Origin of the sequence: Tabrizicola sp. YIM 78059 (assembly GCF_004959785.1) — a bacterium.
Lineage (GTDB): Bacteria > Pseudomonadota > Alphaproteobacteria > Rhodobacterales > Rhodobacteraceae > Tabrizicola > Tabrizicola caldifontis.
Genome location: NZ_SJZH01000006.1, coordinates 153,240 through 178,993, shown reverse-complemented (window position 1 = coordinate 178,993; position 25,754 = coordinate 153,240). Strand labels below are relative to the sequence as shown.

30 protein-coding genes are annotated in these 25,754 nt (G+C 66.1%); 16 read left to right on the top strand and 14 right to left on the bottom strand.

Going from position 1 to position 25,754, the window contains the following annotated elements:
- Positions 1-205 precede the first annotated feature (205 nt).
- Genes EZM81_RS10320 through EZM81_RS10310 form a run of 3 tightly spaced genes read right to left on the bottom strand, consistent with a single transcriptional unit; the run spans position 206 to position 2,017 of the window.
- Positions 206-1,270, bottom strand: coding sequence for a 5-(carboxyamino)imidazole ribonucleotide synthase (locus EZM81_RS10320; protein ID WP_136645643.1), 1,065 nt, complete (start codon positions 1,268-1,270; stop codon positions 206-208).
- Complete coding sequence (gene purE / locus EZM81_RS10315; RefSeq protein WP_135449557.1) at positions 1,263-1,742, bottom strand: 5-(carboxyamino)imidazole ribonucleotide mutase; 480 nt, start codon at positions 1,740-1,742, stop codon at positions 1,263-1,265. The genes EZM81_RS10320 and purE overlap by 8 nt, the downstream gene beginning before the upstream one ends.
- A 56-nt stretch (positions 1,743-1,798) precedes the next feature.
- Positions 1,799-2,017, bottom strand: a complete 219-nt coding sequence (locus EZM81_RS10310; RefSeq protein ID WP_135449559.1) for a YdcH family protein — start codon at positions 2,015-2,017, stop codon at positions 1,799-1,801.
- A gap of 198 nt (positions 2,018-2,215) precedes the next feature.
- On the opposite strand from EZM81_RS10310, the gene EZM81_RS10305 reads away from it, so the two are divergent.
- The 3 genes from EZM81_RS10305 (at position 2,216) to EZM81_RS10295 (ending at position 3,421) form a co-directional block, all read left to right on the top strand.
- Positions 2,216-2,644 carry an Hsp20 family protein gene (locus EZM81_RS10305; protein ID WP_135449561.1) on the top strand — a complete coding sequence of 143 codons (429 nt, stop codon included), beginning with the start codon at positions 2,216-2,218 and terminating at the stop codon, positions 2,642-2,644.
- The gene (locus tag EZM81_RS10300; RefSeq protein ID WP_135449563.1) at positions 2,641-2,868 is read left to right on the top strand and encodes a DUF1150 family protein; all 228 of its coding nucleotides are present in this window, start codon (positions 2,641-2,643) and stop codon (positions 2,866-2,868) included. The genes EZM81_RS10305 and EZM81_RS10300 overlap by 4 nt, the downstream gene beginning before the upstream one ends.
- 79 nt (positions 2,869-2,947) lie before the next feature.
- Positions 2,948-3,421: a cytochrome b gene (locus EZM81_RS10295; protein ID WP_135449564.1), complete on the top strand. Its 474-nt coding sequence runs from the start codon at positions 2,948-2,950 to the stop codon at positions 3,419-3,421.
- A 69-nt stretch (positions 3,422-3,490) separates the two neighbouring features.
- On the opposite strand, the gene EZM81_RS10290 is transcribed toward EZM81_RS10295, so the two are convergent.
- From EZM81_RS10290 to mnmD, 9 genes are all read right to left on the bottom strand, one after another.
- Positions 3,491-5,197: a bifunctional sulfate adenylyltransferase/adenylylsulfate kinase gene (locus tag EZM81_RS10290; protein ID WP_136645642.1), complete on the bottom strand. Its 1,707-nt coding sequence runs from the start codon at positions 5,195-5,197 to the stop codon at positions 3,491-3,493.
- Between the two features lie 365 nt (positions 5,198-5,562).
- Positions 5,563-5,829 carry a hypothetical protein gene (locus tag EZM81_RS10285; protein ID WP_136645641.1) on the bottom strand — a complete coding sequence of 89 codons (267 nt, stop codon included), beginning with the start codon at positions 5,827-5,829 and terminating at the stop codon, positions 5,563-5,565.
- A gap of 66 nt (positions 5,830-5,895) precedes the next feature.
- Complete coding sequence (locus EZM81_RS10280; RefSeq protein WP_136645640.1) at positions 5,896-6,399, bottom strand: RNA pyrophosphohydrolase; 504 nt, start codon at positions 6,397-6,399, stop codon at positions 5,896-5,898.
- 37 nt (positions 6,400-6,436) lie between these two features.
- The gene (locus tag EZM81_RS10275; protein ID WP_135449572.1) at positions 6,437-7,783 is read right to left on the bottom strand and encodes a S41 family peptidase; all 1,347 of its coding nucleotides are present in this window, start codon (positions 7,781-7,783) and stop codon (positions 6,437-6,439) included.
- A gap of 6 nt (positions 7,784-7,789) precedes the next feature.
- Positions 7,790-8,905, bottom strand: coding sequence for a murein hydrolase activator EnvC (locus EZM81_RS10270; protein WP_136645639.1), 1,116 nt, complete (start codon positions 8,903-8,905; stop codon positions 7,790-7,792).
- The gene (gene gpmI / locus EZM81_RS10265; RefSeq protein ID WP_136645638.1) at positions 8,902-10,419 is read right to left on the bottom strand and encodes a 2,3-bisphosphoglycerate-independent phosphoglycerate mutase; all 1,518 of its coding nucleotides are present in this window, start codon (positions 10,417-10,419) and stop codon (positions 8,902-8,904) included. The genes EZM81_RS10270 and gpmI overlap by 4 nt, the downstream gene beginning before the upstream one ends.
- 123 nt (positions 10,420-10,542) lie before the next feature.
- On the bottom strand, positions 10,543-11,439 hold the full coding sequence (locus tag EZM81_RS10260) for a DMT family transporter (protein WP_136645637.1): 897 nt from the start codon (positions 11,437-11,439) through the stop codon (positions 10,543-10,545).
- Positions 11,436-12,320: a DMT family transporter gene (locus EZM81_RS10255; protein ID WP_136645636.1), complete on the bottom strand. Its 885-nt coding sequence runs from the start codon at positions 12,318-12,320 to the stop codon at positions 11,436-11,438. The genes EZM81_RS10260 and EZM81_RS10255 overlap by 4 nt, the downstream gene beginning before the upstream one ends.
- Positions 12,321-12,365: 45 nt before the next feature.
- A complete protein-coding gene (mnmD, locus tag EZM81_RS10250) occupies positions 12,366-13,043 on the bottom strand; it encodes a tRNA (5-methylaminomethyl-2-thiouridine)(34)-methyltransferase MnmD (RefSeq protein ID WP_136645635.1) in 678 nt (225 codons plus the stop codon).
- 44 nt (positions 13,044-13,087) lie between these two features.
- On the opposite strand from mnmD, the gene EZM81_RS10245 reads away from it, so the two are divergent.
- Complete coding sequence (locus tag EZM81_RS10245) at positions 13,088-14,125, top strand: FAD-binding oxidoreductase (RefSeq protein WP_136645634.1); 1,038 nt, start codon at positions 13,088-13,090, stop codon at positions 14,123-14,125.
- Positions 14,126-14,149: 24 nt separating this feature from the next.
- Here EZM81_RS10245 and EZM81_RS10240 read toward each other — a convergent pair whose 3' ends face one another.
- Complete coding sequence (locus EZM81_RS10240; RefSeq protein ID WP_135449585.1) at positions 14,150-14,527, bottom strand: MerR family DNA-binding transcriptional regulator; 378 nt, start codon at positions 14,525-14,527, stop codon at positions 14,150-14,152.
- 102 nt (positions 14,528-14,629) lie between these two features.
- Between EZM81_RS10240 and EZM81_RS10235 the strand changes: the two genes are divergently transcribed.
- The 7 genes from EZM81_RS10235 to EZM81_RS18300 all read left to right on the top strand — a co-directional run bounded on the left by EZM81_RS10235 (position 14,630) and on the right by EZM81_RS18300 (position 19,804).
- A complete protein-coding gene (locus EZM81_RS10235; protein ID WP_135449716.1) occupies positions 14,630-15,055 on the top strand; it encodes a PaaI family thioesterase in 426 nt (141 codons plus the stop codon).
- Positions 15,052-15,546: a PaaI family thioesterase gene (locus EZM81_RS10230; RefSeq protein WP_136645633.1), complete on the top strand. Its 495-nt coding sequence runs from the start codon at positions 15,052-15,054 to the stop codon at positions 15,544-15,546. The genes EZM81_RS10235 and EZM81_RS10230 overlap by 4 nt, the downstream gene beginning before the upstream one ends.
- Positions 15,543-16,853, top strand: a complete 1,311-nt coding sequence (locus EZM81_RS10225; protein ID WP_136645632.1) for an MATE family efflux transporter — start codon at positions 15,543-15,545, stop codon at positions 16,851-16,853. Before EZM81_RS10230 ends, EZM81_RS10225 begins: the two co-directional genes overlap by 4 nt.
- Positions 16,854-16,908: 55 nt before the next feature.
- Positions 16,909-17,364, top strand: coding sequence for a universal stress protein (locus EZM81_RS10220; protein ID WP_135449588.1), 456 nt, complete (start codon positions 16,909-16,911; stop codon positions 17,362-17,364).
- A gap of 163 nt (positions 17,365-17,527) precedes the next feature.
- Positions 17,528-19,165: a phosphoethanolamine transferase gene (locus EZM81_RS10215; RefSeq protein WP_136645631.1), complete on the top strand. Its 1,638-nt coding sequence runs from the start codon at positions 17,528-17,530 to the stop codon at positions 19,163-19,165.
- Entirely contained in the window at positions 19,162-19,533 is a 372-nt protein-coding gene (locus tag EZM81_RS10210; RefSeq protein ID WP_136645630.1) for a diacylglycerol kinase, read from the top strand. The genes EZM81_RS10215 and EZM81_RS10210 overlap by 4 nt, the downstream gene beginning before the upstream one ends.
- 118 nt (positions 19,534-19,651) lie before the next feature.
- Positions 19,652-19,804, top strand: a complete 153-nt coding sequence (locus tag EZM81_RS18300) for a hypothetical protein (protein ID WP_167850968.1) — start codon at positions 19,652-19,654, stop codon at positions 19,802-19,804.
- A 60-nt stretch (positions 19,805-19,864) separates the two neighbouring features.
- Here the strand turns inward: EZM81_RS18300 and EZM81_RS10205 are convergent, their stop codons facing one another.
- Positions 19,865-20,986, bottom strand: coding sequence for a hypothetical protein (locus EZM81_RS10205; protein WP_136645629.1), 1,122 nt, complete (start codon positions 20,984-20,986; stop codon positions 19,865-19,867).
- 140 nt (positions 20,987-21,126) lie between these two features.
- Between EZM81_RS10205 and EZM81_RS10200 the strand changes: the two genes are divergently transcribed.
- The 5 genes from EZM81_RS10200 to EZM81_RS10180 all read left to right on the top strand — a co-directional run bounded on the left by EZM81_RS10200 (position 21,127) and on the right by EZM81_RS10180 (position 25,693).
- On the top strand, positions 21,127-21,687 hold the full coding sequence (locus EZM81_RS10200) for a NifU family protein (RefSeq protein WP_135449595.1): 561 nt from the start codon (positions 21,127-21,129) through the stop codon (positions 21,685-21,687).
- A gap of 79 nt (positions 21,688-21,766) precedes the next feature.
- Positions 21,767-22,369, top strand: coding sequence for a tRNA (adenosine(37)-N6)-threonylcarbamoyltransferase complex dimerization subunit type 1 TsaB (gene tsaB / locus EZM81_RS10195; RefSeq protein ID WP_135449597.1), 603 nt, complete (start codon positions 21,767-21,769; stop codon positions 22,367-22,369).
- 61 nt (positions 22,370-22,430) lie between these two features.
- The gene (gene rimI, locus EZM81_RS10190) at positions 22,431-22,871 is read left to right on the top strand and encodes a ribosomal protein S18-alanine N-acetyltransferase (RefSeq protein ID WP_135449599.1); all 441 of its coding nucleotides are present in this window, start codon (positions 22,431-22,433) and stop codon (positions 22,869-22,871) included.
- A 163-nt stretch (positions 22,872-23,034) separates the two neighbouring features.
- Positions 23,035-24,027, top strand: a complete 993-nt coding sequence (locus tag EZM81_RS10185) for a BMP family protein (protein ID WP_135449601.1) — start codon at positions 23,035-23,037, stop codon at positions 24,025-24,027.
- A gap of 118 nt (positions 24,028-24,145) precedes the next feature.
- Positions 24,146-25,693, top strand: a complete 1,548-nt coding sequence (locus EZM81_RS10180; RefSeq protein WP_135449603.1) for an ABC transporter ATP-binding protein — start codon at positions 24,146-24,148, stop codon at positions 25,691-25,693.
- The last annotated feature ends 61 nt before the right edge of the window (positions 25,694-25,754 follow it).

Below are 25,754 nucleotides of genomic sequence, written 5' to 3'. Positions count from 1 at the left end.
TGCGCCCTCCTCCTCGGCTGATGGGGTGTTCACCCCCAAGCCCCCAGAGTATTCCGGAAGGAGCGACTGCAGGAGCGGTCCGAAGTTGCTCCTTGCAAGATACTCCCGCCGTAGGCGTGCGACGGATCGGCAGGCGGCACGATACAAATGTCTTCCGCGGCAGCGCCGCAAAGGCCGGCTCGATGCCCGACGAGGTGGCAGCCCCTTACCCGCGGATCACCCGGTTGACATGCCCCATCTTGCGGCCCGGCCGAGGGGTGCCCTTGCCGTACAGGTGGACGGCGGTGTCACGGGCCTTGAGCAGTTCGGGCAGACGCAGCACATCGTCGCCGATCAGGTTCTCCATCACGACGTCCGCATAGCGGTTTCCGTCGCCCAGAGGCAGGCCCGCCACGGCGCGAATGTGCTGCTCGAACTGGTCCACCGTGCAGCCGGCCTGGGTCCAGTGGCCGGAATTGTGCACGCGCGGCGCAATTTCGTTCACCAGAAGACCGCGGGGGGTGACGAACAGCTCCACCCCCATCACGCCAACATAGTCAAGCGCATTCAGGATGCGCGCCGCGATCAGCACGGCATCGGCGCGCTGCGCCGGTGTCAGGCGGGCTGGCACCGTGGTGGTGCGCAGGATGCCGTCGCGATGGACGTTTTCGCCGGGATCATAGCAGGCGACCGAGCCGTCCATACCGCGTGCGGCGATCACGCTGACCTCGCGCTCGAAGGGGACGAAGCCCTCCAGCACCGAAGCCGCGCCGTTCATCGCGGCCCATGCGGCGGGGATGTCGGCCTCGGCGTCCAGCCGCGCCTGGCCCTTGCCGTCATAGCCAAGCCGCGTCGTCTTGAGAATCGCGGGCAGGCCCAGGCGATCGGCGGCGGCTCGCAGGTCGGCTTCGCAATCGACCTGCGCCCAGGGTGCGGTCTGCAGGCCCAGGTCGTTCAGGAAGGACTTCTCTGCGATCCGGTCCTGGCTTACGGCAAGGGCCCGGCGGTTCGGGCGGATCGGTCTCAGGCTTTCCAGAAGGTCCAGCGCCGAGGTCGGGACATTCTCGAATTCGTAGGTGATCACATCCACGCTGGCGGCAAAGCCGCGCAGGGCGGTCTCGTCCTCGTAGGGGGCGGTGGTGACGCGATGCGCAACATCGCCCGCCGGTGCGGCCCCCGGTTCGTAGATGTGGCAGCGATAGCCCAGACGGCTGGCGGCAACGGACAGCATCCGCCCCAGTTGTCCGCCGCCGAGGATGCCGATGGTGGCGCCCTGTGGAAGTTCAGTCATCCGAAGGCTCCTCGGGGATGCTTGCAGAAAGTGCATCGCGCCAGTCATCCAGCCTTGCGGCCAATGCGGGGTCAGAAACGGCCAGGATCGCGGCAGCCATCAGGCCCGCGTTGGCCGCGCCGCCGATGGCCATGGTGGCCACCGGGTAGCCCTTGGGCATCTGCACGATGGAATAAAGTGAATCGACACCGGACAGCGCCCTGGTCTGGACCGGCACCCCGATAACCGGCAGCCGCGTTTTCGACGCCATCATCCCCGGCAGATGCGCGGCACCCCCGGCACCCGCGATGATGACCTTCAGCCCACGCGCCACGGCAGTCTCGCCATACTCCCACAGCCGGTCGGGCGTACGGTGGGCAGATACGATCTTCGTTTCGTAGGGAATGCCAAGCGCATCCAGAATCTCTGCCGCGGCCTTCATGGTGGGCCAGTCGCTTTGCGACCCCATGATGATCCCGACAGATACGGTCATGCCTGCCTCCCCTGAGTATCAGCGCGATTACCTCGGGATGCGTGCAGGGGCAAGCATCAGGCGATGATGTCGGGAATCAGCTGATCCTGTATCTTCACGATCTGGTCTTTCAGCGCCAGCTTCTGCTTCTTCAGCCGGCGCAGGGTCAACTGGTCGGGGCGGCCGGTTTCCTCCAGCGCATGGATGGCCTGGTCAAGATCGCGATGCTCACGCTTCAGCACTTCGAGCTTGATGCGCAGCATCTCTTCAAAGCTGAGCTCCGACGGGGCGTTCATGGGGGCGACTCGCTTCCTGCCTTTGCGAAAGAATATAGGAAAGCGGATGGTCTGGGTGAAGGTTTCTGCATCCGTTTCAGGCGATTTCCGGGTAGTGCAGGGCCTTGCGGGGGGCCACGACCGGCCCCATATTGCGGGCAGTGCGGTGCCCGAATGTGGGGCCGTACGTGAGTGTCGCTTGAAACAAGGACAGTCCGGATGACGAAACTGAGCTTCGGGTCCCACCCCTACCTGCTGGGCTTCGAACAGCTGGAAAGGCTGGTCGAACGCACCGCCAAGTCCGGGGCCGAGGGCTACCCTCCCTTCAACATCGAAGCGGTGGCCGAGAACGCTTACCGGATCACGCTGGCCGTCGCGGGCTTCCGCGAGGAGGACCTGTCCATCACGGTCGAGGACCGCCAGCTGGTGGTGCGCGGCCGTCAGGCCGAGGATCAGGGAGAGCGGGTGTTCCTGCACCGGGGCATTGCAAGCCGCGCCTTCCAGCGCAGCTTCGTGCTGGCCGACGGGGTGGAGGTTGCGGGCGCGACGATGGAGCATGGGCTTCTGCATGTCGATCTGCGCCGCCATGTGCCCGAGACCGTGGTTCAGACCATTCAGATCAGCCGGAAGGAAGGGGTGAAGAAATGAACACGCCATTCAACGGGTTGCCACAGGGCGCCGATCGGATCGTGTATGTGCGCGAGGTCCATGTCGAGGATTTGCCCGACGAGGTACGCGAGCAGATTCCGGGCCTGGAGGTGCTGTGGTCGGTGCATGGTGCCGACGGACGCCAGCTGGCCCTGGTTGCCGACCGCAGGCTAGCGTTCCATCTGGCGCGCGAACACGACTATACGCCGGTAAGCGTGCACTGACGGAAACCATCGGCAATCGACAACGCTGTCGGACCTGCTAGGCTTTGTCCGAGAGGTTTCGGTGCATGTCGAGGTCGAGATGAAAACCACAACTGGCTATTCCGGCGCCCAGATCGCTTTGCACTGGCTTGTCGCCGTGCTGCTTGTTGTCGCCTGGCTGACGGGCGAGGGTGCGGCAGAGGCCCTCGAGGCCATCGAGGAAGGCGGCGCGCCGGGTTTTGTGCCGCATGTGGCGCTGGGGCTCGCGATCCTGGCGCTTTCCGTGCTGCGGCTGCTCGTGCGCCTTGGACGGGGCGCGCCAGAGGCGGCAGGAACGCCAGGCAGCTTTCAGGTCCGGGTTGCCGGATGGGTGCATGTCGCGCTGTATGTGCTGATGATCGCGGTGCCTCTGGGCGGGATCAGCGCCTGGTTCCTGGGGCTTGAGACCGGCGATATCCACGGGCTGTTCGCCAATCTGCTGATGGTGCTGGCGCTGGGCCATGCGGGGCTGGCGCTATATCATCAGTATGTGTTGAAGGATGGCACACTGGCACGGATGATGCGGGCCGAATAGCCCGCCGCCGACCCCACCCCAATCCCCTCCCTCCCCCTCGTGGGGAGGGGAGGCGCGGGAAAACCCGCGTCAAGCCCGGATCAGGCCCATCTGCTCCAGCTTCAGCAGCACCTGATGGGCGCAATGATCGACATCGACGTTCTCGGTGTCCACGCGCAGTTCGGGGGTTTCGGGCGCCTCGTAGGGGTCGGAGATCCCGGTGAATTCCTTGATCTTGCCTTCGCGCGCCAGCTTGTACAGCCCCTTGCGGTCGCGGCGTTCGCATTCCTCGAGGCTGGTTGCGACATGCACCTCGACGAAGGCACCGAAGGCCTCGATCATCTCGCGCACCGCCCGGCGGGTGGCGGCATAGGGCGCGATCGGCGCGCAGATCGCGATGCCGCCGTTCTTGGTGATCTCGGAGGCGACATAGCCGATGCGGCGGATGTTGATGTCGCGGTGCTCCTTCGAGAAACCCAGTTCCGAGGACAGGTGCTTGCGCACCACGTCCCCGTCCAGCAGCGTGACGGGACGCCCGCCCATCTCCATCAGCTTGACCATCAGCGCATTGGCGATGGTGGACTTGCCACTGCCCGAGAGGCCGGTGAAGAACACGGTGAAGCCCTGTTTCGACCGCGGCGGGCTGGTCCTGCGCAGTTCGGCCACCACTTCGGGGAAGCTGAACCATTCGGGGATCTCCAGCCCCTCGCGCAGGCGGCGGCGAAGTTCGGTGCCGGAAATGTCGAGGACCGTCGAGCCTTCGGGGATCTCGTTCGCCGGGTAGTACTGGGCCTTTTCCTGCACGTAGACCATGTGCTTGAAGTCAACCATCTCGATGCCGATCTCGGCCTGATGGGAGCGGAACAGTTCCTGCGCGGCGTAGGGGTCGTAGAAATCCTTGCCCTGGCTGTTCTTGCCCGGGCCCGCGTGGTCGCGGCCGACGATCATGTGGGTGCAGCCGTGGTTGCGCCGGATGATGCCGTGCCAGACCGCCTCGCGGGGTCCTGCCATGCGCATGGCGAGGTTGAGGAGCGACAGTGCGGTGGTCTGGGCGGGATACTTGTCCAGCACCGCCTCATAGCAGCGGACGCGGGTGAAATGGTCCACGTCGCCCGGCTTGGTCATGCCGACGACCGGGTGGATCAGGAGGTTTGCCTCGGCCTCGCGGGCTGCGCGGAAGGTGAGTTCCTGATGCGCACGGTGCAGGGGGTTGCGGGTCTGGAAGGCCACGACCTTGCGCCAGCCCAGCTTGCGGAACAGCGCGCGCAACTCGTTGGGAGTGTCGCGGCGGGCCTTGAAGTCGTAATGGACAGGCGGCTGGATCCCGATGATCGGCCCGCCGAGATAGACCTTGCCGGCCGTGTTATGCAGGTAGTTCACCGCCGGATGCGCGAGATCGTCGGCGCCAAAGACCTTCTCGGCCTCATGCGCCTTGTCCGGCACCCATTTGTCGGTGATCGACAGGATCGCAAGGATCACCCCTTCCGCATCCCGCAGCGCGATGTCCTGACCCGGGGCAACCTTTTCGGCGAAGGCTTCGGACACGTCCAGCGTGATCGGAATGGGAAACAGCGTGCCGTCCGCAAGGCGCATCTTTTCGACGACGCCTTGGTAATCAGCCTGGGTCATGAATCCCTTCAGCGGCCAGAAGCCACCGTTCATCAGCAGCTCCAGATCGCAGACCTGGCGCTGGGTCAGATCCCACGAGGGAAGGGCCGCCGCCTCGTGCTTCAGTTTCTGGGCGGATTCGTAGGAGACATACAGCTCCGGGATTGGGGCGTGGTTCAGCAGGGACATGCGTGGCAACCTTTCGACACGGCAGGACACCCCCGCCGTTTGGGCGGGTCCGTAGCCCGACAAGAGGGCGAGATTCAAGCGAGCGCCGGGCGAAGCCGCGATAAAAGGCGGAAATGCCACGTGCCGCTCCGGTATCGGACTTCCGTTCTGCTTTTTAGCTTAAGTGCGGGAGGTTTTCCCGGAAAGTTGGCTTTTCACCCCGTCTTGAGAAACAGCGTTCCGTCAGAGCGCCTGCTTTCCGGGCTTCGGCGTCCGCGTCAGACCGGAGGCAGCCACAGCAGGATCACCCCGGAAAGCGGCAGATAGATGGTTTCTGACAGGATGCCGCCAAGCGCCTCTGGCCAGCTGTAATCTGGCCCGATGGCCTAGCCGATCTCGCCAAGGACGAACATCACCCACCAGAAGCTGACATAATGGATCAATGCGCCGGCAAGGCTGTCTTGCGCCAGAACCCAGATGCCGACGAAGGCAACGGCCGTTCCGATCTTCGAGACCGCAGCCCCGGCAAGGAAGGCCAGGGGGTCATCGCCGGGCGGCCGAAGCCCGGTCAGGCGCGAGATCGCGCCATAAACCAGGACAGGGACGATGAAGATGGTCAGGAAGACGGCCAGGACGGCAAGGACGAAGGGCATGGGCGGGACCTTTCCGAAGGGAAGACCCAGCCTGACGCCGTCCCCGCCATCGCGCCTTGCGCCAGGTCAAGTGCCGCGGCTGGCGTACCGGCAGGCAAGATGTGCGCGGAAGCTGCGGATGACTTCCTCGTAGACCGCGCGCTTGAAGGGCACGATGGCGTCCAGCATCTCGTCGGCGAGGATCCAGCGCCATGTCGAGAATTCCGGGTGAGGGGTATCGATGCGGATGTCGCTGTCCTTGCCCTTGAAGCGGAACAGGAACCACTTCTGCTTCTGCCCGCGATACTTGCCGCCCCAGACCTTGCCCAGCAGGTCCGGCGGCAGGTCGTAGGTGACCCAGCCGTGGGTCTTGCCGACGAACTCCACCAGATCGCGGGTGATACCGGTTTCCTCTCGCAGTTCGCGGTAGGCGGCTTCCTTCGGTGTCTCGCCATCGTCGATGCCGCCCTGCGGCATCTGCCAGGCAGGTGATGGGCTGTCGATCCGCTGTCCGGCAAATACCAGACCGCGGTCGTCGATCAGGACGACACCGACACAGGGACGATAGGGCAGGGTTTCGGGATCCACCATGGCAGGGCACGGGCGGGGATGGACCCCGCCCTTCGCTTCAGGGCGTTTGCGGGGCGATGACGGTCAACCCCTTGATGATGTCGACGGCATAGGCCAGCTGGTAGTCCTCGTCGCGAAGCTTGGCCGATTCCTCGGCCCGGGCGAGTTCTTCCTCATACAGCCGCTTTTCCTCGTCCGTCATGGAGTCATTGGAAATCGCGCCGCGCAGCGACGCCTCGGACCGGTCGCGTGCGGCCGCAGAGGCCGCAGTCTCTTCCTCGGTCGCGGGGGGCTTGGGTGGCGGCTGGTTCACCACGATGTCGGGCGAGATGCCAAGCGCCTGGATTGACCGGCCCGAGGGTGTGTAATAGCGCGCCGTGGTCAACCGCATCGCCCCGTCGCCGCGTAGGGGGATCAGCGTCTGCACCGAGCCCTTGCCAAAGCTCTTGGTGCCCACGACTATCGCCCGGCGATGATCCTGCAGCGCGCCCGCGACGATTTCCGAGGCCGAGGCTGAACCGCCGTTAATCAGCACCACGATGGGCTTGCCCTCGATCAGGTCGCCCGGCTTGGCATTGTAGCGTTCGCCGCTGCCGGGGTTGCGCCCGCGGGTCGAGACGATCTCTCCCTTTTCCAGGAAGGCGTCGGAAACCGAGATCGCTTCGTTCAGCAGGCCGCCCGGATTGTTGCGCAGGTCGATGACCACACCGTCCAGGTTCTCGATGCCACCCAGTTCCTCAAGGCCCTTCTTCAGCGCGTCGTTCACGCCGCTGGTCGTCTGGTCGTTGAAGGTGGTGATGCGCAGGACGATCGTCTGCCCCACGACGCGACCCCGCACGGCTGTCATCTTGATCGTGTCGCGGATGATCGACACATCAAAGGGCTCTGGCACGCCTTCGCGCACGACCGTGATGATGATCTCGCTGCCGACCGGGCCGCGCATCTTTTCCACGGCCTCGTCCAGCATCAGGCCCAGGACGGATTCGCCGTTCACATGGGTGATGAAGTCGCCCGCCCGGATACCGGCCTTGTCGGCGGGTGTGCCGTCCATCGGCGCGATCACCTTGATGAAGCCCTCTTCCTGCGTCACCTCGATCCCGAGCCCGCCGAATTCGCCCCGGGTCTGGACCTGCATGTCCTCGAAGTCCTTGGCGGAGAGATATGAGGAATGCGGGTCAAGCGACGTGAGCATGCCGTTGATCGCGGCGGTCACCAGCTTTTCGGTCGAGACCTCTTCGACATACTGGGCGCGGATGCGCTCGAAGATGTCGCCGAACAGGTCCAGCTGCTCGTAAACCGAGGCACTGCCCCCGGCCTCTTGCGCGATCAACGGTCCGGCGATCTGCGTCGTGGCCACGATCCCGGCAACCGTTCCGCCGAGGGCGGCCATCACGAACTTCTTCATCCTGCGTCAGTCTCCCAGCCGGGCCAGCGCGGTGAACCAGGGCATCGGGTCCACGGGCGCAGCGCCCTGTCTCAATTCCATATAAAGCGTTTCCGTGCCCCGCCCGCCAGACCCATCTTCCGCACGGGTCATGAATTCCTCCGACGCGGTGCCCGTGCCGCCCATCAGGCCCAGGGGCGCGCCTGCGGCGACGACTTCACCCACCTCGCCGTACAACATCTCTAGCCCGGCGAGGATCAATAGATAGCCGTCTCCAGGCTCGAGGATCATCACATTTCCGTAGTCCAGCAGCGGTCCGCGGTAGCGGATCGTCGCGGGCCAGGGCGCCGTAACCAGCGCGCCGGCCTGGGTGGCAAGCGTCACGCCGGGGCGGCGGCTGCCGGTGGCATCGGCCTCTCCCGGCCGCCGCAGGAGGGTGCCCAAGGCCGGAAGCGGCAGGTTGCCCTTCTGGTCAGCGAAACTTGTCCCGGCATCGGCATCGGGCGACAGGCCCGCGGCAAAGGCATCCAGCGTATCGGCGCTTTCCAGCAGGCCGCGCAGGGCTTCGGGATCCTCGGTGAAGCGGCGCGGCAGGTCGGTGCGGTCGGACATCGCCTGCGAGAGTTCGGTGCGCGCGTTCTGCGCGGTGGCTAGGCCGGCCTTCAGCGTCTCGCCGGCCGCAAGCTGCAATGCGCGCAATTCGGCCAGTTCGACGAGCTCCGCCTTCAGGGCCAGTGCCTCGGCCTGAAGCGCCGGGGTGACGTCGGCCAGGATCATGCCCGACCGTGCCGTTTCGACCGCCCCTTCCGGGTGCAGCAGAAGCAGCGGGCCGGGGTTGGCTTCCATGGTCGCAAGTACGGCGAGAAGCCGGCCGATGCTGTCGCGCTTGGCGTCAAAGGCGCGGGTCAACTGGGCTTCGCGAAGGGCGGCGCTGCGCAGGGCGCCGCGCAGGACGGCAAGCCCTTCCTCATAGGCGCGGATGGTGCGGGACAGGGCAGACACGCGATCGCGTGCCTCGGTTGCGGCGTCAAGTGCGGCAACCGCAGCCTGCAGGTCGGCTGAGGCCCTGGCCGCCTGTTCGGCCACCGTCTCTGCCGCAGCGGGCAGGGCAAGCAGCAGGACAAAGGCAGCTGCGCGGATCATGCGATGAGCGTCTGGCCGGTCATCTCGGGCGGCTGCGGCAGGCCCATGAGTTGCAGAACGGTTGGGGCAAGGTCGGCAAGGCGGCCGCTGCGCAGGCTTGCCCCGGCCGGGCCGCCGACCAGGATCACCGGAACCGGGTTCGTGGTATGCGCGGTGTGCGGCCCGCCGGTGACGGGATCGACCATGACCTCGCAGTTGCCGTGGTCGGCGGTCACGATCATCGCCCCGCCCCGCGCTTCCAGCGCAGCCAGCGCCCGGGCAAGGCCGCGGTCCACCGCCTCACAGGCCTTGATCGCCGCCGGCAGGCTGCCGGTATGGCCCACCATGTCAGGGTTGGCATAGTTGACGACGATCAGGTCGTATCCCTTGCCGATCGCCTCGACCAGCCGATCCGAGACCTGATCGGCGCTCATCTCGGGTTGCAGGTCGTAGGTGGCGACCTTGGGCGAGGGCGGCATGGCGCGGTCTTCGCCGGGGTAGGGTTCCTCCCGCCCGCCGTTCAGGAAGAAGGTGACATGCGGATATTTCTCGGTCTCGGCCAGGCGGAACTGGGTCAGGCCATGTTTCGAAACCCATTCCCCCAGCGTGTTGACAAGTACCCGCTTCGGAAAGGCCGTTGCCATGAAGCCGTTATGGGCGTCGGAATATTCCACCATGCCCAGCAGCGCCGACCATTTCGGCCGCGGGCCTGTGTCAAAGGCAGTGAAGGCCGGATCCCCGATGGCCGAAAGGATCTCTCGCGCGCGGTCGGCGCGGAAGTTCAGGCAGAAGAAGCCGTCGCCATCCTTCGCGCCGTGATAGCCATGGATGACCGTGGGGGCCAGGAATTCGTCGGTCTCGCCCTTTCCGTAGCTGGTCGTGACGGCGGTCAGGGCATCTGGCGCGGTTTCGCCCTTTGCATGGATAAGTGCGTCGTAGGCACGGCTGACGCGTTCCCACCTGTTGTCGCGATCCATCGCCCAGTAGCGGCCGGCGACGGTGGCGATGCCGGCGCCATAGGGAAGGTGGCGGACGAGCATGGCGATGAAGCCCTCTGCCGATGACGGGGCAACATCGCGCCCATCGGTGATGGCATGCAGCGCCACCGGCACGCCGAGCGCGGTAAGCGCGCGGGTGGCGGCCAGGACGTGGTTGACATGGCCGTGCACACCCCCGTCCGAGATGACACCCATCAGATGCGCGGTGCCACCGCTGGCCTTCAGCTTCGCCGCGAAGTCGAGCAGTGCCGGGTTCTGCGCAAAGCTGCCGTCCTCGATGGCCAGGTCGATGGCGCCCAGGTCCATTGCCACCACACGGCCCGCACCGATGTTGGTATGGCCGACCTCGGAATTGCCCATCTGGCCGGTGGGCAGGCCCACATCCGGGCCGAAGGTGGTCAGCGTGGCATGCGGGCAGGTCTGCCACAGCCGGTTGAAGGTCGGAACATTCGCCTTTGCCGGGGCGCTGGTGTCCGGGTTCGGCCCGATGCCCCAACCGTCTAGGATGCAAAGGACGACGGGTTTCGGGGTGGGCATCGGCGGTCTCCTTCGGCTTTGCGTCCCGGGTTTTACGCCTTGCGCGGCGGGGGGGCAACCGGGACGCTCTCCGCTTGCTGCGCCGCGCTCATCGCCCCGACGGCACGTCAGCGATGAAAGCCATCAGGCTTGAAGAGCGGACTTTTCCCGCACCCTTTGTCGCCACAGCGTGAAAATACCCGCCGCGACCACGATGCCGGCGCCGATGGCCACGTTCAGCCGCAGCACCTCGCCGAAGACAGTGATGCCGATGCCGCTGGCGAAGACCAGTTGCAGATAGGCGAAGGGCTGGATCGCCGAGGCCTCGGCCACCGCATAGGCGCGGATCAGAAGCCAGTGGCCAAGGACTGCCGTGCAGCAAAGCGTTGCCATCCAGCCCCAGTCGGCCGGCGCCATCGGGGACCAGCTTGCAAGGCCGAAGGGCGTGATTGCGACGGCACAGACCACACCCGTCCAGAAGAAGCTGACCGGAGCCGTGTCGACCCTTGCGACATATCGGGTCAGCAGGCCATAGACCGCGAACATCGCTGCGGCAAGGAAGGGCACCAGCGCCCGTGCCGATACCACGGCATATCCCGGTTGCAGGATGATCAGGATGCCAATGAAGCCCACCAGGATCGCCGTCCAGCGCCGCCAGCCGACCTTTTCCCCCAGGATCGGGCCGGACAGCGCGGCGATCAGCAGCGGGTAGCATGCAAAGACTGCATGCGCCTCGATCAGGCCCAGTTTCACGAAGCCCAGAACCATCACGCAGATTTCCGCGACCAGGATCAGGTTCCGCACCAGTTGCACCCAAGGCATGGCGCTGCGGCTGGCGGCGCGCAGGCCCCCCGGCGCCCGCGCAGCCAGTGCAAGGACGAACAGCGCAAAGACCCAGAAGCGGATCATCACCACCATGAAGACGCTGTAATTGTCCGCCAGGTGGCGCGAGATCCCGTCCTGCGAGGCAAACACCACGCTTGTCGCGATCATCAGCCAGATGCCAAGACGGGTATTCTGCATCGTGGCCGAGGTGGTCATGCCGGCCTGCGCTCCAGCGACAGGGCGTAAAGCCCCGCAGCGACGATGACCAGGGTGCCGATCGCGACGGGAAGTTCCAGCGCCTCGCCATAGACGGTCAGGCCGATCAGCGTGACAAAGACGATCTGCAGGTAGGCATAGGGCTGTACACGCGCCGCCTCGATCTGCTCGTAGCATTTCAGAAGCAGCCAGTGCGAAAAGATCGACAGTGCACAATAGGCCGCAAGGAACACCATGTCCTGCGGGATCATCGGCTTCAGATGCGGCAGTCCGATGGCTGTCATAAGCACCGCGCCGATCACTCCTGGCCAGAAGAAGGCGGGAAAGGTCGGCTCGTCCCGGGTGGTCAGGCGCGTCAGGACGGAATAGAGCGCAAAGAGCAGCGCCGAGGCGAAGGGCAGAAGCGCGGCCCAGGAAAAGACACCCGATCCGGGGCGCAGGATGATGAGGACACCGGTCATCCCTGCGGCGACGGCGGCCCAGCGTTGCCAGACGATGCGCTCGCCCAGGATCGGGCCCGATAGGGCGACGATCAGCAGCGGGCATACGGCAAAGACCGCGTGGCTGTTGATCAGCCCGATCAGCGTGTAGCCCCAGACGATCAGGCAGATTTCAGCAACCAGCAGGCCAGAGCGCACCAGGTGCGCCCAGAGCCGGCTTGACCGGATCGCGGCGCTCGGGCCTTCGGGGCGGCGCAGCGCCAGCAGGATGACAAATCCGGCAAAGACCCAGTAGCGGATCATGATGATCATCATCGTCGAGTATTCGGCCGCCAGGTGCTTGGCAAAGCCATCCTGGGCAGCAAAGGCGGCGACGGCGGCGACCATCAGCCAGATGCCTTTGGCCGGGTTCTTCGATGCGGGCAGGATGGCGGCAGTCATGATGCGTTGGTGGCTATCATGCGCCCCGTGCAGGGTGAAGGGGTGTCAGAGCCATCCCGCAGTCATGTGCCGCTTGCGGCCATAGCCCGGTCTGCGTGTAACGGTGAAGCCTGCGGCTTCCAGCGACCTGCGCACATGGCCGGCGGCGGTATAGGTGGCGAAGGTGCCCCCTGGGGAAGTGTGGCGTGCGACCTCGGCCATCAGGTCGGGCGACCATAGTTCCGGGTTCTTCGCTGGCGAGAAGCCGTCGAGGAACCAGGCGTCGGCCTTGCCCGGCCAGACTGGCAGGGTAGCCCGTGCGTCGCCGGTGACAATCTCGGCGGTAAGATTGGGGAAGCGCAGGATCCTGGCGCCCTGCGACCACTGCTCAAGAAAGGACGGTGCAAAAGCTGCAACTTCCGGGAAGTCCGCAAGCGCACGGGCGATTGCGCCGGCGGACAGGGGGAAAGCCTCGAAGCTGGTGTAGTGCAGCTGTTCCGCGCCGCGGTGTGCCAGCAGAACGGCCATGAGGTTCAGCCCGGTGCCGAACCCCAGTTCGGCGATGTGGAAGCCGTCGCGGAAACGGTCGGGCAGCCCGTTGCCCGACAGAAACACATGGCGCGTCTCGTCCAGCCCGCCGGCCAGGGAATAATAGGGGTCATCAAAGCGGCGCGAGACCGGGATCGTCCCGTCGCGCCAGTCAAGATCGGGTGTAGCCGGTTCGGGGTAGTCTGCGGCGGGCATCGGCGATAGTCCTTTCCACCGTTGCATGGTCGCGGGGCGGCGGAATGGCAAGGGTGGATGTGACGGTGCGGGGTGCGGGCATCTTCGGCCTGTCGATCGCGTGGGCCTGCATGGGGCGCGGTGCGCGGGTGCGGGTGATCGACCCCGGCGGGCCGGGGGCGGGGTCATCTGGCGGGCTGGTGGGCGCATTGTCGCCCCATGTTCCGGAGGCATGGAACGCGAAGAAGGCTTTTCAGCTGGAAAGCCTTCTGATGGCCGGGCGCTGGTGGGCGGGGGTCGAGGCGGCCTCGGGCCTGCCTTCGGGCTATGCGCGGCTGGGGCGTTTGCAGCCGCTGGAGGACACTGCGGCGGTAGAGCTTGCGCGGAGGCGGGAAGCCACGGCGCGTGTCTTCTGGCAGGGCTGCGCCGATTGGCAGGTGGTGCCTGCGACGGGGGCGCCGTGGGAACCTGCCTCGCCCTCGGGCTGGCTGGTGCATGACACGCTGTCGGCCCGGATTTCCCCCCGGATGGGTCTGGCGGCGCTGGTCGCGGCACTGCGCGCCAAGGGCGGCGAGGTGGTGACTGGCGAGGCAGAGGACGAGGGCGCGGTCGTCCATGCGACCGGGGTGGCGGGGCTGGATGCGCTGTCGGCGGCGCTGGGGCGCAGGGTCGGGTCGGGGGTAAAGGGGCAGGCGCTGGCGCTGCGCTTCGAGGCGCGCGGGTCGCCCCAAATGTTCGTCGATGGCCTGCACATCGTGCCCCATGCCGACGGGACGGTGGCCATCGGCTCCACCTCGGAAAGCCGGTGGATCGGGGACGGGCCGGATGGCCAGCTTGACGGGCTTCTGGCGCGGGCGGTAGCGGCGCTGCCGGTGCTGGAAGGGGCCGGGGTGGTGGCGCGTTGGGCAGGGGTGCGGCCGCGCGCCACCAGTCGGGCACCGGTCATGGGGCCTTGGCCGGGGCGGTCGGGGCATTTCGTGGCGAACGGCGGCTTCAAGATCGGCTTCGGCATGGCGCCGAAAGTGGCCGAGGTGATGGCGGATCTCGTGCTGGAGGGGCGCGACACGGTGCCTGAAGCCTTCCGCGTCGAGGCGCTGCGCTAGCACTGCTATGGCGGGCGGGGCGGGTCAGGGAAGCTTTGCCAGCTCCTGCACCGCCGTTTCCCGCAGCGCGCGCAAGTCGGCGATGGTCATGTCAAGCTCGGCGCGCTGGCGGTCCAGTTCGACCAGCTGCCGGTCGGCAAGTTGCAGCCAGGCCTCGAGCTGCGGCCGTTCGCCCTTTTTCCCGTAGATCAGCAGCCACTGGCGGATCTCTTCCAGCGAAAAGCCGAAGCGGCGGCCACGCAGGATCAGCTTCATGCGCGCCACCTCGCGCGGGCCGTAGAACCGCGCGCGGCCTTCCCTTTCAGGGGCCAGCAGCTCGATGTATTCATAGTAGCGCAGGGTGCGCGGTGTCACATCGAACCTGGCGCACATTTCCTTGAAGCTGAGCCTGGTCTCGGTCATGCGCTATCCTCCTGCCGCAAACCTAGGCTGACACCGGATCGGGTGCAACGACCTCGGCGGGCCTTGCGTTCCGGCCAGAGGGCGGGTTTCATGCCTGCACTCATGTCCGACACCGAAACCATCGCTCGCCAGTTCATCCAGGCCCTGCCGCATTCGCGCGCGCTGGGAATGGAGCTGGTCAGCATCGGCGAGGGGGTGGCGGTCATGGCGATGCCCTACAACCCGGAGCTGGTCGGCGACCCGCAGACAGGGGTGATCCATGGCGGCGCGGTATCGGCCCTGATGGATACCGCGTCGGGCACTGCGGTGATGTGCCATCCGCAGGCGGGGTTTTCCACGGCGACGCTGGACCTGCGGATCGACTACATGCGGCCAGCGACCCCAGGCCAGACAATCCGTGCGCGGGCAGAGTGCCATCATGTCACCCGGACAGTGGCCTTCGTCCGGGCGGTTGCCACGGATGACGACGAAAGCCGCCCCGTGGCAATGGCAACCGGGGCCTTCACCGTGGAAAGGGCCGAACGATGAAGCGGCCGGAGCCTGTCGCTGTTGTCAAGCAGCGCCGCGAGGGGCTGTTGCGCGCGCTGGTGGACGAGGTGCCCTACATCCGGTTCATGGGCATCCGGTTCGACCGGCGCGGGGATGAACTGACAGCTGTCCTGCCCTATCGCGACGACCTGATCGGCAACCCGGTGCTGCCCGCCTTGCACGGGGGGGCTACCGCAGGTTTCCTGGAGATCGCGGCGATGATCGAACTGGCCTGGAGCACGCTTTGGGAGGGGGTCGAGGCCGAGGGCGCGCTGCCTCAGGGGCCGTTGCGCCTGCCCAAGACCATCGACTTCACGGTGGATTACCTGCGCGCGGGTCTGCCGCGCGACGCCTATGCGCGGGCACGGGTGAACCGGTCGGGCCGGCGCTATGCGTCCGTGCATGTCGAGGCCTGGCAGGACAATCGCGCGCGGCTCTTCGCGCAGGGGACAGGGCATTTCCTGATGCCGGGCAGCGGGACGGCAAAGTGACCGAGGTCACCCACCGGCGCGTGTTGCGGATCGCCGGGCCGATCGTTCTGTCGAATGCCACGGTGCCCTTGCTTGGGGCGGTGGATACCGCCGTCATCGGGCAGCTGGGCGACCCGGCCAGCCTTGGGGCTGTGGGACTCGGCGCGGTGATCCTGGCGACACTCTACTGGGCGTTCGGTTTCCTGCGCATGTCCACCTCGGGCCTTGCGGCGCAGGCGGATGGGTCAGGGGACCGGGCCGAGCGTTCGGCGGTGCTGCTGCGGGCGCTTATCGTCGGCGCCGTCGCAGGGCTGGCGCTGGTCCTGGCACAGGTGGCGCTGTTCGCGGGGGCCTTCGTCATCGCGCCGGCGTCAGCACAGGTCGAGCGGCTGGCAGGCGAATACCTGTCGATCCGCATCTGGGGGGCGCCAGCCACGATCGCGCTTTATGCGCTGACCGGCTGGCTGGTGGGGCTGGGCCGGACACGGGGCGTGCTGGTCCTGCAACTGTGGCAGAACGGGGCGAACATCGGGCTGGACCTGTGGTTCGTCCTTGGTCTCGGCTGGGATGTGCCAGGTGTGGCGCTGGCAACCCTGATCGCGGAATGGAGCGGGCTGCTTCTCGCGCTGTGGCTGGCACGCGATGCCTTCGGCGCAGGTTGCCGCGAGGGGATCGCGCGGATCGGCCACCGGCCGGCGCTGCGGCGGATGTTCACTGCCAGCCGCGACATCATGGGGCGCACGGTGCTGCTGCAACTTTCGTTCACCAGCTTCGTGTTCCTGGGTGCACGGTTCGGCGATGTGACGCTTGCCGCAAATCAGGTGCTGATGCAGTTCCTGGAGATCACGGCCTTTGCCCTGGACGGCTTCGCCTTTGCCGCTGAGGCGCTGGTGGGGCAGGCGGTCGGCGCCCGGTCGGAACGCCAGACGCGGGCGGCGGGGCGGATCTGCATGCAATGGGGCATCGGCGGTGCGGCAGGCCTGGCGCTGGTCTTCGCGCTGACCGGTCCCTGGATCATCGACCTTCTCAGCACCTCGCCCGAGGTGCGGGTCGAGGCGCGCGCCTATCTGTCGTGGCTGGTGGCTGCGCCCCTGATCGGGGTGGCCGCCTGGATCTACGATGGCATCTTCATTGGCGCGATGCTGACCGGCGACATGCTGCGGGCGATGCTCTTGTCGGTCGCGGTCTATGCCGTGGCCCTTTCCATCCTGATCCCGGCCTTCGGCAACCATGGGCTATGGGCCGGGCTGATGGTGCTGAACGCGACGCGGACCGTGACATTGTGGCGGCTTTATCCGAAGGTGCCGGCCCTGGTGGCCGCGGGCTAGGGCTTGCCTTTGCCCGTATCTGCCTGCCATGATCCGGGCGCCACGGGGGGGAGACATGCGGAAATTCCTGGTCGTGCTGGACGACAGCCGCGAATGCCTGAACGCGATGCGCTTTGCCGCGCTCAGGGCCGCGCATACCGGGGGCGGGGTCACGATCCTGTCGGTCATTCCACCGGACGAGTTCCAGACCTGGGTCGGCGTGGCCGACCTGATGCGGGCCGAAGCGCGCGAGCGGATCGAGGCGCATTTCGAGGTCTTTGCGAAATGGATGCGCGACAAGCAGGGAGTGAACCCCGAGCTTGTCATCCGCGAGGGCGACCCGGTCGCGGAAATCCTGAACCTCGTGAAGGAAGATCCGGAGATCGGTGTCCTCGTTCTGGGCGCTGGCACCGACAAGTCGGGCCCGGGGCCGCTGGTCACCGCGATGAGCCGCAATTCGGGCAGTCTGCCGATCCCGATCACCATCGTGCCGGGCGACATGTCGAAGGAGAGGCTGGAAAGCATCACATGACGCGATCCCCTGCTGGACGTCCACGGGTTCGGCGGTTCCCTGCCTGGCAGGGCCGGGGACGGCGCGGATTAAGCGCGTGCTTACGGCAAACCCCTTCGGAAGGGTATAAGTGGTCCGCGACGGGGACCAGCCTGGTGTCCCCCTTTTGCCGGATTTCTGACCGATGACGACCGATCCGCGGGCATTCCTGCCCGGCCGCCCGACCCTTTCCCCCTTCACGCTGAACCTTCTGGTGTCGCTCTGGCTGCTGGCGCTGACGAACGGCACGTTCTGGGGCCATCTCTTCCGCATCTTCGATGGCAGACCGCTGACGGCGCTGGTCTTTGCCGGGGCGGTCTGGGCGCTGATCCTGTTGGTCATATCGCTTCTGGCGGTCCGTCGCGCGCAGAAGCCGGTGCTGGTGGCTCTTCTGCTGATTGCGGGGGTGACTTCGTATTACGTTGACAAGCTGGGCGTGGTCGTGGACCGCGAGATGATCCAGAACGCGATGACCACGACATTCGCCGAGTCGCGGCATCTGATCACGCCGGCCTTCCTGGGCCATGTGGCGCTGTACGGGGGGCTGCCTGCGCTTCTGGTCCTGTGGGTGCGGGTGCGGCGGGCGACGGTCTGGCGCGGGATCGGCGGTTGGGTGATGGTCACGGCGGGCGCGGCCGGCATGGTGGTCGGCCTGCTGTTCACCGACATGAAAGCCTATTCCACCGTGCTTCGTGCCGACAAGGAGCTGATGGGTTCGGTTCAGCCGCTGGCGCCGATGGCGGGCGCCCTGCGCTATGCGAAGATGATGTTCAAGTCGACGCAGATCGTCGTTCAGCCGACGGGGACGGATGCCCGCAAGGGCCCCTACCTGGCGGCAGCGGAGAAGCCCGTTCTGATGGTCATCGTGGCGGGCGAGACGGCGCGGGCGGCCAACTGGTCGCTGGGCGGCTACGGGCGGGAGACAAACCCCGATCTCGCTGCGCGCGACATCCTGTATTATTCCCAGGCCACAAGCTGCGGCACGGCAACGGCGACCTCGCTGCCCTGCATGTTCTCGCCCCTGACGAAGGCCGACTATTCCTACGAGGGCGGCCTGAGCCACGAGAACCTGCTTGATGTGCTGGCCCATGCCGGGTTCAAGGTGGAATGGTGGGACAACAACACTGGCCACAAGGACGTGGCGGCGCGCCTGCCATCGCGCACCATGACAGCGGCTGACGGGGCCGAATTCTGCCAGCCGGAATGCATTGATGGCGTGTTCCTTAAGGATCTCGCCGAAAAGGCCGCGACGATCACCGAGGATACCGTGATCGTCCTGCACCAGATCGGCAGCCACGGCCCCAGCTACTGGCTACGTTATCCGGCAGAGCGCGAAATCTTCCAGCCCGCTTGCCACACGCCCGAACTGACCGAGTGCACGACCGAGGAAATCGTCAACGCCTATGACAACACCATCGCCTACACGGACCATTTCCTGGGCCAGGTAATCGACCTGCTGGACGCGCAGGACCGCGTGGTACCGGCGATGTTCTACGCCTCGGACCATGGCGAAAGTCTGGGCGAGGGCGGGCTTTACCTGCACGGCGCGCCGGATTTCCTGGCACCCGACACGCAGACCCACGTGCCAATGGTTCTTTGGATGTCGGAACGCTTCCGTGCCAGTCTGGCGCTTGATGCCGCCTGTCTGGCCGATCGCGCGGAGCAGCCGGTGAGCCACGACAACATGTTCTCGACCGTTCTGGGCTTGCTGGATGTCACGACCACTGCCCGCGACGCGGTGCTTGATCTGGCCGGGCCCTGCCGAACCGGAGCCAGCGGATGAGCCAGCCGGAAAAGCCTGCGCGCAAGTCGGGGCTGGCGCATTTCTTTGCCGCTGCCGGCTATTCGGCGTCTGGTCTGCGGCGGCTGGCGCAGGAAAGCGCCTTCCGGCAGGAGATCGTGTTCATCGCTCTTCTCCTGGGGGTATTCGTCGTGATGGGGGCCAGCCTGCCGCAGGTGCTGGGCCTGCTGGCGCTGGGCCTGCTGCTGATCGCGGTCGAGGCGCTGAACACCGCGCTGGAGGTGCTGGTCGATCATCTCTCGCCCGATTGGTCGCAGTTCGCCAAGGATGCCAAGGATCTTGGGTCGCTGGCGGTGGCCTGCACCATTGGCGCAATCGTCCTTTATGCGGGCGTCGTGCTGATCTTGTAGGCAGGCGCTGCCGATGCACTGTTTGCATTGCTGCATTGCAGAAAATGGCCTTGGGGGAGATGCGCAGGTGGCCTACCTTGGCGGGCAGGGAGGAGCCTTGCCATGAAAGGCCCGCACCATGTCAATCCACCCTTTTCCGCGTCGACCCGCCGCGCCCCTGCCGGTGGAGCCCTATTACCAGCACGACCAGGCCACTGCGCCTGTCGTCCGCCTGCGCCCACTGACGGCGCTGGAGCAGATGTATGCCTATTGGGGATCTGACCGGGCATGACCCGGGCCTGAAGCCCGGTTGATTGCCCCGGCCGGGGCCATTCCGGGCCGGGGCCTCGCCTCAGATGGCGTAGCGCAGGATCGCGGCCAGCGAGGCCTTTTGCGGGATGCTGTCGCGGCGCACCGCCAGCACTCGCCCGCCCGAAGCCAGCACGCGGCCCGCGATCTCATCGACCACGCCATAGCTGTTGGCACTTTCCGTCTTCTCGAAGCTCACCTCGCCGGTGGTTTCGTCCACCGTGCCTGGTATGACCTCGTCGATGTCCACCAGAAGCGTATCGATCGCGCCGAAAGTGGCCGCCCGGGCGGCGCGGGCGATCTGCGTCGAGGCGCGGCCCTCGTTCTCGCGTGCGGAAAAAAGGTCATGCACCTCGCCGATGGCCTTGGCGTGCAGCGCGTCAAGGATGGGCCGCGCCTCTTCGGCCAGATCGGCGGCGGATTTGCGCACCGGGCTGGTCTTGATACCCTCGGCGGCAAGGTGGTCATGGCTGGAAACCGAGCGGAACATGGACGCCAGGGGTTCGGTTGCGGCCAGGATCAGGGGTTCCGACCGGCCCGACAGCACCGGGCGCAGCGCAGCATCCACCTTGCGGCAGAAGGCGCGCAGCAGAACGTTCTGCCCCTCGGAGCCGCCCTTGCGCTGCGAATAGCTGCGCGTGTTCACATTTGCCGTGCCCGCAGCCGAGGCCGCGTCCTTCGGCATGTCGGGAACCTTCACCTCCTGCGCGGGCAGGTCGGCAAAGACCTCGACCAGTCGCACCTCGTTTTCCGCCAGCGCCAGCACAAAGGCGTGCTGCTGAACCGACACCGCGCGGAGCAGCGGCTTGATGTGGAAGCGGTCGGACACCTGCACCATGTCGGTCAGGTGGTTCGGCAGGCGGAACGACCGCAGACTGGTGGGGGTGACGAAAACTGCAAGCGAATTGGCCTGGAACTTCCAGAACGCGTCGTCGTCCATAAGATCGTGGACCTGTTCCTCGATGGGCCAGAGCGTGCGCTTTTCTGTGCCCACGGCCTCGAGCTGTGCCATGGCCTGCTTCAGCAGATGGCCCAGTTCGATCCTGGCCGGGCCGATGTGCTGGGTTTCCGGCGTGGTGCGAAGATAGAACGAAACGGACGCCTCGCCCCGGTGGGCAACAAGTTTCCTGAGTTCCGGCGCGGTGGGAATATCGACGTAAAGCATGGATTCCTCTCTATGGTGCCCTCGGGATGTGGGTCCGGGGACGCCCGGCTTCAACCTTCTGCCCCGGTCGCCGGCAGAGCGCCGCCTTGACACGCGGGGGGCGCAAGCGCATATCCGAGTGGAACAGTCGGAGACCGCAGATGTTCATCCAGACCGAATCCACGCCGAACCCGGCCACGCTGAAATTCTTGCCCGGCCAGACCGTGCTGGAGCTTGGCACGGCTGATTTTCCCAGCGCCGAGGCTGCGGCGAAATCGCCGCTCGCCAGGCGCATCTTCGCGGCGGGCGGGGTGACGGGGGTGTTCTTCGGCAACGATTTCGTGACCGTGACCAAGGCCGATGATGTGGACTGGCAGCACATCAAGCCGCAGATCCTGGGCGCGATCATGGAGCACTTCCAGTCCGGCCAGCCCGTGATCGAGGGGGAAGCCTCGGGCGGCGGCCATGCCGAACACACGGGCGAGGATGGCGAAATCGTGCGGCAGATCAAGGAGCTTCTGGATACCCGCGTACGGCCCGCCGTGGCTCAGGACGGGGGTGACATCACGTTCCACGGCTTCGACCGGGGGATCGTCTATCTGCACATGCAAGGGGCTTGTGCCGGCTGCCCGTCCTCGACCCTGACGCTGAAGATGGGGATCGAGAATCTGCTGCGGCACTATATTCCCGAAGTCGTGGAAGTGCGCCCGGTCGCGGCCTGACCTTCCCGTGACGGCTGATCGCTCCCCTGCGGTCGCTTTTCGCGCGGCACCCCGCAGCGAGAGTGAAAACCGGCAAGAGGTGCTTCCCCTTCTGGCCTTCGATACCTCGGCCGCACATTGCGCGGCCGCGCTTCTGTTGCCGGGCCGGCTGGTCCTGCGCGACGAGCCGATGGAAAAGGGCCAGGCCGAGCGACTGATCCCGATGCTGGAAGAGGTTCTTGCCGAGGGCGGCATCGGCTGGGGCGACCTCAAGGCTCTGGCGGTCGGCACTGGGCCGGGAAACTTCACCGGTGTCCGCATTGCCGTGGCCGCAGCGCGGGGTCTGGCGCTGGGGCTTGGCATCCCGGCGGTCGGAGTGACGCGGCTGGAGGCGCTGGCCCATGGCCTGCCCCGCCCGGTGATCGTCATAGAGGATGCAAGACGCGGCCAGGTCTATGTCCAGCTTTTTGTCCCCGGCGGTTGCGGCCCGGCGCACCTGGCCGACCGGGTGGTGCCGGTCTGCCCGGCGACGGGGTCGGCGGCGGGGCCTGATGCGCTGCCCCCCGCCATGCCGCTGGTCGAGGCCATTGCACGGATCGCGGTGGAACGCGCCCGGACACCGCAGCCGCGGCCTGCACCCTTCTATCTGCGGGGGGCCGATGCCGCCCCGCCAGCCGATCCACCGCCAGAAATCCTGCCATGAACCACCTTTGCCAGGCCCGGGTGTCCCCCGCCCGCCTCCCCTTCGCGCAGGGGGGCGCCTCATGACCCCCGATGGGCTGGCCGCGCTGCACGCGCGCTGCTTCACCACACCGCGCCCCTGGGGCGAAGCCGAGTTCGCCGCCTTTCTGAACGATCCTCTGGCCTTTCTTCTGGTCGAAGGTGATGCGGGTTTCCTGCTGGGCCGTGCCGTCGCTGGCGAGGCAGAGCTTCTGACCCTTGCGGTCGCACCCGAAGCCCGCCGCCGGGGGCTCGGGCAGCGACTGGTCAGCAGGTTCCTCTATCAGGCGCGGCTGCGCGGCGCCGAAACCGCCTTTCTGGAAGTTGCGGCAGACAATGACCCCGCCAGGGCGCTTTATGCCCGCGCCGGATTCACCGAAGCCGGCCGGCGGCGCAGTTATTACCACGCGCCGGATGGGGTTGCGGTTGATGCGCTGGTGCTGCGGCGGGTGCTTTCGGATGCATCAGGCGCCGGCCCAATCTGACCGGACGGTCAAATTTCCGCAGCGTCCCGTCGGAATATCCCTTGACCGCCCCGAGCGAAGCGCCGCAATTTCTGGCGGAGTGCCAGTGTCGAGTCTTGCCCGTGGTGGGCGCGTCGGCCGCAAGCTGGCATGAAGGACAACAACAACCGACCGGGAGAATCCGATGACCTTCATGAAATCCCTGATGGGCGCCTCTGCCGTGGCGCTGGCCGCCGGCGCTGCGCTGGCCGAACCCGCAATCATCTTCGATCTGGGCGGCAAGTTCGACAAGTCGTTCAACGAAGCCGCATTCAACGGTGCCACCCGCTGGGCGCAGGAAACCGGTGGCACCTTCAAGGAGCTGGAGATGCAGTCGGAAGCCCAGCGCGAACAGGCGCTGCGTCGTCTGGCCGAAGCGGGCGCGAACCCGGTGGTCATGACCGGTTTCGCCTTCGGTGACGTGCTGAACACTGTGGCGCCGGACTTCCCCGACACCAAGTTCGCCATCATCGACATGGTCGTGGATCAGCCGAACGTGAAATCGGTCGTATTCAACGAACACGAAGGCAGCTACCTCGTCGGCATGATGGCTGCGCTTGCCTCCAAGACCGGCACCGTCGGCTTCATTGGCGGCATGGACATCCCGCTGATCCGCAAGTTCGGTTGCGGCTATGCGCAAGGCGTGAAGGCCGTGAACCCGGATGCCAAGATCATCATCAACATGACCGGCACCACTCCGGCGGCGTGGAACGATCCGGTGAAAGGCGCCGAACTGGCCAAGGGCCAGAAGGCGCAGGGCGCCGACGTGATTTATGCAGCGGCGGGCGGCACTGGCGTGGGCGTGCTGCAGGCCGCGGCGGATGAAGGCATCCTGTCGATCGGTGTGGACAGCAACCAGAACTACCTGCACCCGGGCAAGGTGCTGACCTCGATGCTGAAGCGTGTGGACAACGCCGTCTATGAAGCCTTCAAGGAAGGCGAAAACCTGGCCACCGGCGTCCACGTCATGGGCCTGGCCAACGACGGCGTAGGCTATGCGATGGACGAGAACAACGCCAGCCTCGTGACGCCCGAGATGCAGGCCCAGGTTGATGCTGCCGCCGAGAAGATCAAATCGGGCGAGATCGTGGTACACGACTACATGTCCGACAACACCTGCCCGGCGGCGACGTTCTGATCTGCCGGACACAGACTGACGGTGCCGCGCCGGTTCGCTGGCGCGGCACTTTTCGCAAGGATGCCTCGAAACCTGCGCCCCAGACGCGGCTGCATCCGGCGAACCACAGGGGGAAGCCATGGCTGCTGACGGCACCTACGCCATCGAACTGAAAGGCATCTCGAAGGCCTTCGGTCCGGTGCAGGCGAACAAGGATATCAACATTGCGGTGCCTCGCGGCACGATCCACGGGATCATCGGCGAGAACGGCGCGGGAAAATCCACGCTGATGTCGATTCTCTACGGCTTCTACAAGGCCGATGCGGGGCAGATCTTCATTGGCGGCAAGCTGACCCCGATTCCCGACAGCCAAAGCGCGATCCGCGCCGGGATCGGCATGGTGTTCCAGCATTTCAAGCTGGTGCAGAACTTCACCGTGCTGGAAAACGTGATCCTGGGGGCCGAGGACGGCCCGCTTCTGAACACCAGCCTTGCCAAGGCGCGCCAGGTGCTGGAAAGCCTGTCCCGCGACTACGAACTGGACGTGGATCCCGACGCGCTGATCGAGGATCTGTCGGTCGGCCACCAGCAGCGCGTTGAAATCCTGAAGGCGCTTTACCGCCAGGCTGACATCCTGATCCTCGACGAACCCACGGGCGTGCTGACGCCCGCCGAGGCCGACCACCTGTTCCGCATCCTCAAGGGGCTGAAGGAGCAGGGCAAGACCATCATCCTGATCACCCACAAGCTGCGCGAGATCATGGAGGCGACCGACAACGTGTCAGTGATGCGGCGCGGCACGATGGTCGCAACGGTCAAGACCGCCGAGACCAGCCCCGAGCAGCTGGCCGAGTTGATGGTGGGCCGCAAGGTGCTGCTGGAGGTCGAGAAGAAACCCGCAAGGCCGGGCGATGTCGTGCTGCGGGTCGAAGACCTGCGCGTGCGCGACGAACACAAGGTCGAAAGACTGAAAGGCGTAAGCTTCGAGATCCGGGCCGGGGAAATCCTTGGCATTGCGGGGGTGGCAGGGAACGGGCAGTCCGAACTGCTCGCGGCGCTTGGGGGCATGATGCGGGCGACCGGCAAGGTCACGCTCAAGGGACAGGATCTTCCGCTGTCCGGCCGTGGTTCGGACGGGCAATCGCGTCGCCGGGCAGGCATCGCCCATGTGCCCGAGGACCGGCACCATTACGGCCTGATCCTGGACTTTACCGCCTGGGAGAACGTGGCTTTCGGCTACTTCAACGCACCCGAATACCAGAAGAACGCACTGTTCATGGACAACAAGGCCCTGCGCCAGGACACCGCCCGCAAGATGCAGAAATACGACGTGCGTCCGCCGCTTCCCGATCTTGCGGCCAAGAATTTCTCGGGCGGGAACCAGCAGAAGATCGTGGTGGCCCGCGAGATGGAGCAGAACCCCGACCTTCTGCTTGTCGGTCAGCCGACACGCGGCGTCGACATCGGCGCGATCGAATTCATCCACAATCAGATCGTCGCCCTGCGCGACGCGGGCAAGGCGGTGCTTCTGGTCAGCGTCGAGCTGGACGAGATCATGAGCCTGTCGGACCGCATCGCGGTGATGTTCGACGGCAGGATCATGGGTTTCCGCGATCCCGACAGGACGGACGAGCGGGAACTGGGACTGATGATGGCCGGCATGGCCGGGCACGGAGAAGCGGCATGATGGTGGTCCTCTGTCATCCCCCCACCCCCATCCCCGCCCCGCGCAGGGAGAGGGAAGGCGC

Coding starts and splice junctions, on each gene's coding strand:
- EZM81_RS10320 (WP_136645643.1), bottom strand. CDS start 1,270: ATGACTGAACTTCCACAGGGCGCCACCATCGGCATCCTCGGCGGCGGA.
- purE (WP_135449557.1), bottom strand. CDS start 1,742: ATGACCGTATCTGTCGGGATCATCATGGGGTCGCAAAGCGACTGGCCC.
- EZM81_RS10310 (WP_135449559.1), bottom strand. CDS start 2,017: ATGAACGCCCCGTCGGAGCTCAGCTTTGAAGAGATGCTGCGCATCAAG.
- EZM81_RS10305 (WP_135449561.1), top strand. CDS start 2,216: ATGACGAAACTGAGCTTCGGGTCCCACCCCTACCTGCTGGGCTTCGAA.
- EZM81_RS10300 (WP_135449563.1), top strand. CDS start 2,641: ATGAACACGCCATTCAACGGGTTGCCACAGGGCGCCGATCGGATCGTG.
- EZM81_RS10295 (WP_135449564.1), top strand. CDS start 2,948: ATGAAAACCACAACTGGCTATTCCGGCGCCCAGATCGCTTTGCACTGG.
- EZM81_RS10290 (WP_136645642.1), bottom strand. CDS start 5,197: ATGTCCCTGCTGAACCACGCCCCAATCCCGGAGCTGTATGTCTCCTAC.
- EZM81_RS10285 (WP_136645641.1), bottom strand. CDS start 5,829: ATGCCCTTCGTCCTTGCCGTCCTGGCCGTCTTCCTGACCATCTTCATC.
- EZM81_RS10280 (WP_136645640.1), bottom strand. CDS start 6,399: ATGGTGGATCCCGAAACCCTGCCCTATCGTCCCTGTGTCGGTGTCGTC.
- EZM81_RS10275 (WP_135449572.1), bottom strand. CDS start 7,783: ATGAAGAAGTTCGTGATGGCCGCCCTCGGCGGAACGGTTGCCGGGATC.
- EZM81_RS10270 (WP_136645639.1), bottom strand. CDS start 8,905: ATGATCCGCGCAGCTGCCTTTGTCCTGCTGCTTGCCCTGCCCGCTGCG.
- gpmI (WP_136645638.1), bottom strand. CDS start 10,419: ATGCCCACCCCGAAACCCGTCGTCCTTTGCATCCTAGACGGTTGGGGC.
- EZM81_RS10260 (WP_136645637.1), bottom strand. CDS start 11,439: ATGACCACCTCGGCCACGATGCAGAATACCCGTCTTGGCATCTGGCTG.
- EZM81_RS10255 (WP_136645636.1), bottom strand. CDS start 12,320: ATGACTGCCGCCATCCTGCCCGCATCGAAGAACCCGGCCAAAGGCATC.
- mnmD (WP_136645635.1), bottom strand. CDS start 13,043: ATGCCCGCCGCAGACTACCCCGAACCGGCTACACCCGATCTTGACTGG.
- EZM81_RS10245 (WP_136645634.1), top strand. CDS start 13,088: ATGGCAAGGGTGGATGTGACGGTGCGGGGTGCGGGCATCTTCGGCCTG.
- EZM81_RS10240 (WP_135449585.1), bottom strand. CDS start 14,527: ATGACCGAGACCAGGCTCAGCTTCAAGGAAATGTGCGCCAGGTTCGAT.
- EZM81_RS10235 (WP_135449716.1), top strand. CDS start 14,630: ATGTCCGACACCGAAACCATCGCTCGCCAGTTCATCCAGGCCCTGCCG.
- EZM81_RS10230 (WP_136645633.1), top strand. CDS start 15,052: ATGAAGCGGCCGGAGCCTGTCGCTGTTGTCAAGCAGCGCCGCGAGGGG.
- EZM81_RS10220 (WP_135449588.1), top strand. CDS start 16,909: ATGCGGAAATTCCTGGTCGTGCTGGACGACAGCCGCGAATGCCTGAAC.
- EZM81_RS10215 (WP_136645631.1), top strand. CDS start 17,528: ATGACGACCGATCCGCGGGCATTCCTGCCCGGCCGCCCGACCCTTTCC.
- EZM81_RS10210 (WP_136645630.1), top strand. CDS start 19,162: ATGAGCCAGCCGGAAAAGCCTGCGCGCAAGTCGGGGCTGGCGCATTTC.
- EZM81_RS18300 (WP_167850968.1), top strand. CDS start 19,652: ATGTCAATCCACCCTTTTCCGCGTCGACCCGCCGCGCCCCTGCCGGTG.
- EZM81_RS10205 (WP_136645629.1), bottom strand. CDS start 20,986: ATGCTTTACGTCGATATTCCCACCGCGCCGGAACTCAGGAAACTTGTT.
- EZM81_RS10200 (WP_135449595.1), top strand. CDS start 21,127: ATGTTCATCCAGACCGAATCCACGCCGAACCCGGCCACGCTGAAATTC.
- rimI (WP_135449599.1), top strand. CDS start 22,431: ATGACCCCCGATGGGCTGGCCGCGCTGCACGCGCGCTGCTTCACCACA.
- EZM81_RS10185 (WP_135449601.1), top strand. CDS start 23,035: ATGACCTTCATGAAATCCCTGATGGGCGCCTCTGCCGTGGCGCTGGCC.
- EZM81_RS10180 (WP_135449603.1), top strand. CDS start 24,146: ATGGCTGCTGACGGCACCTACGCCATCGAACTGAAAGGCATCTCGAAG.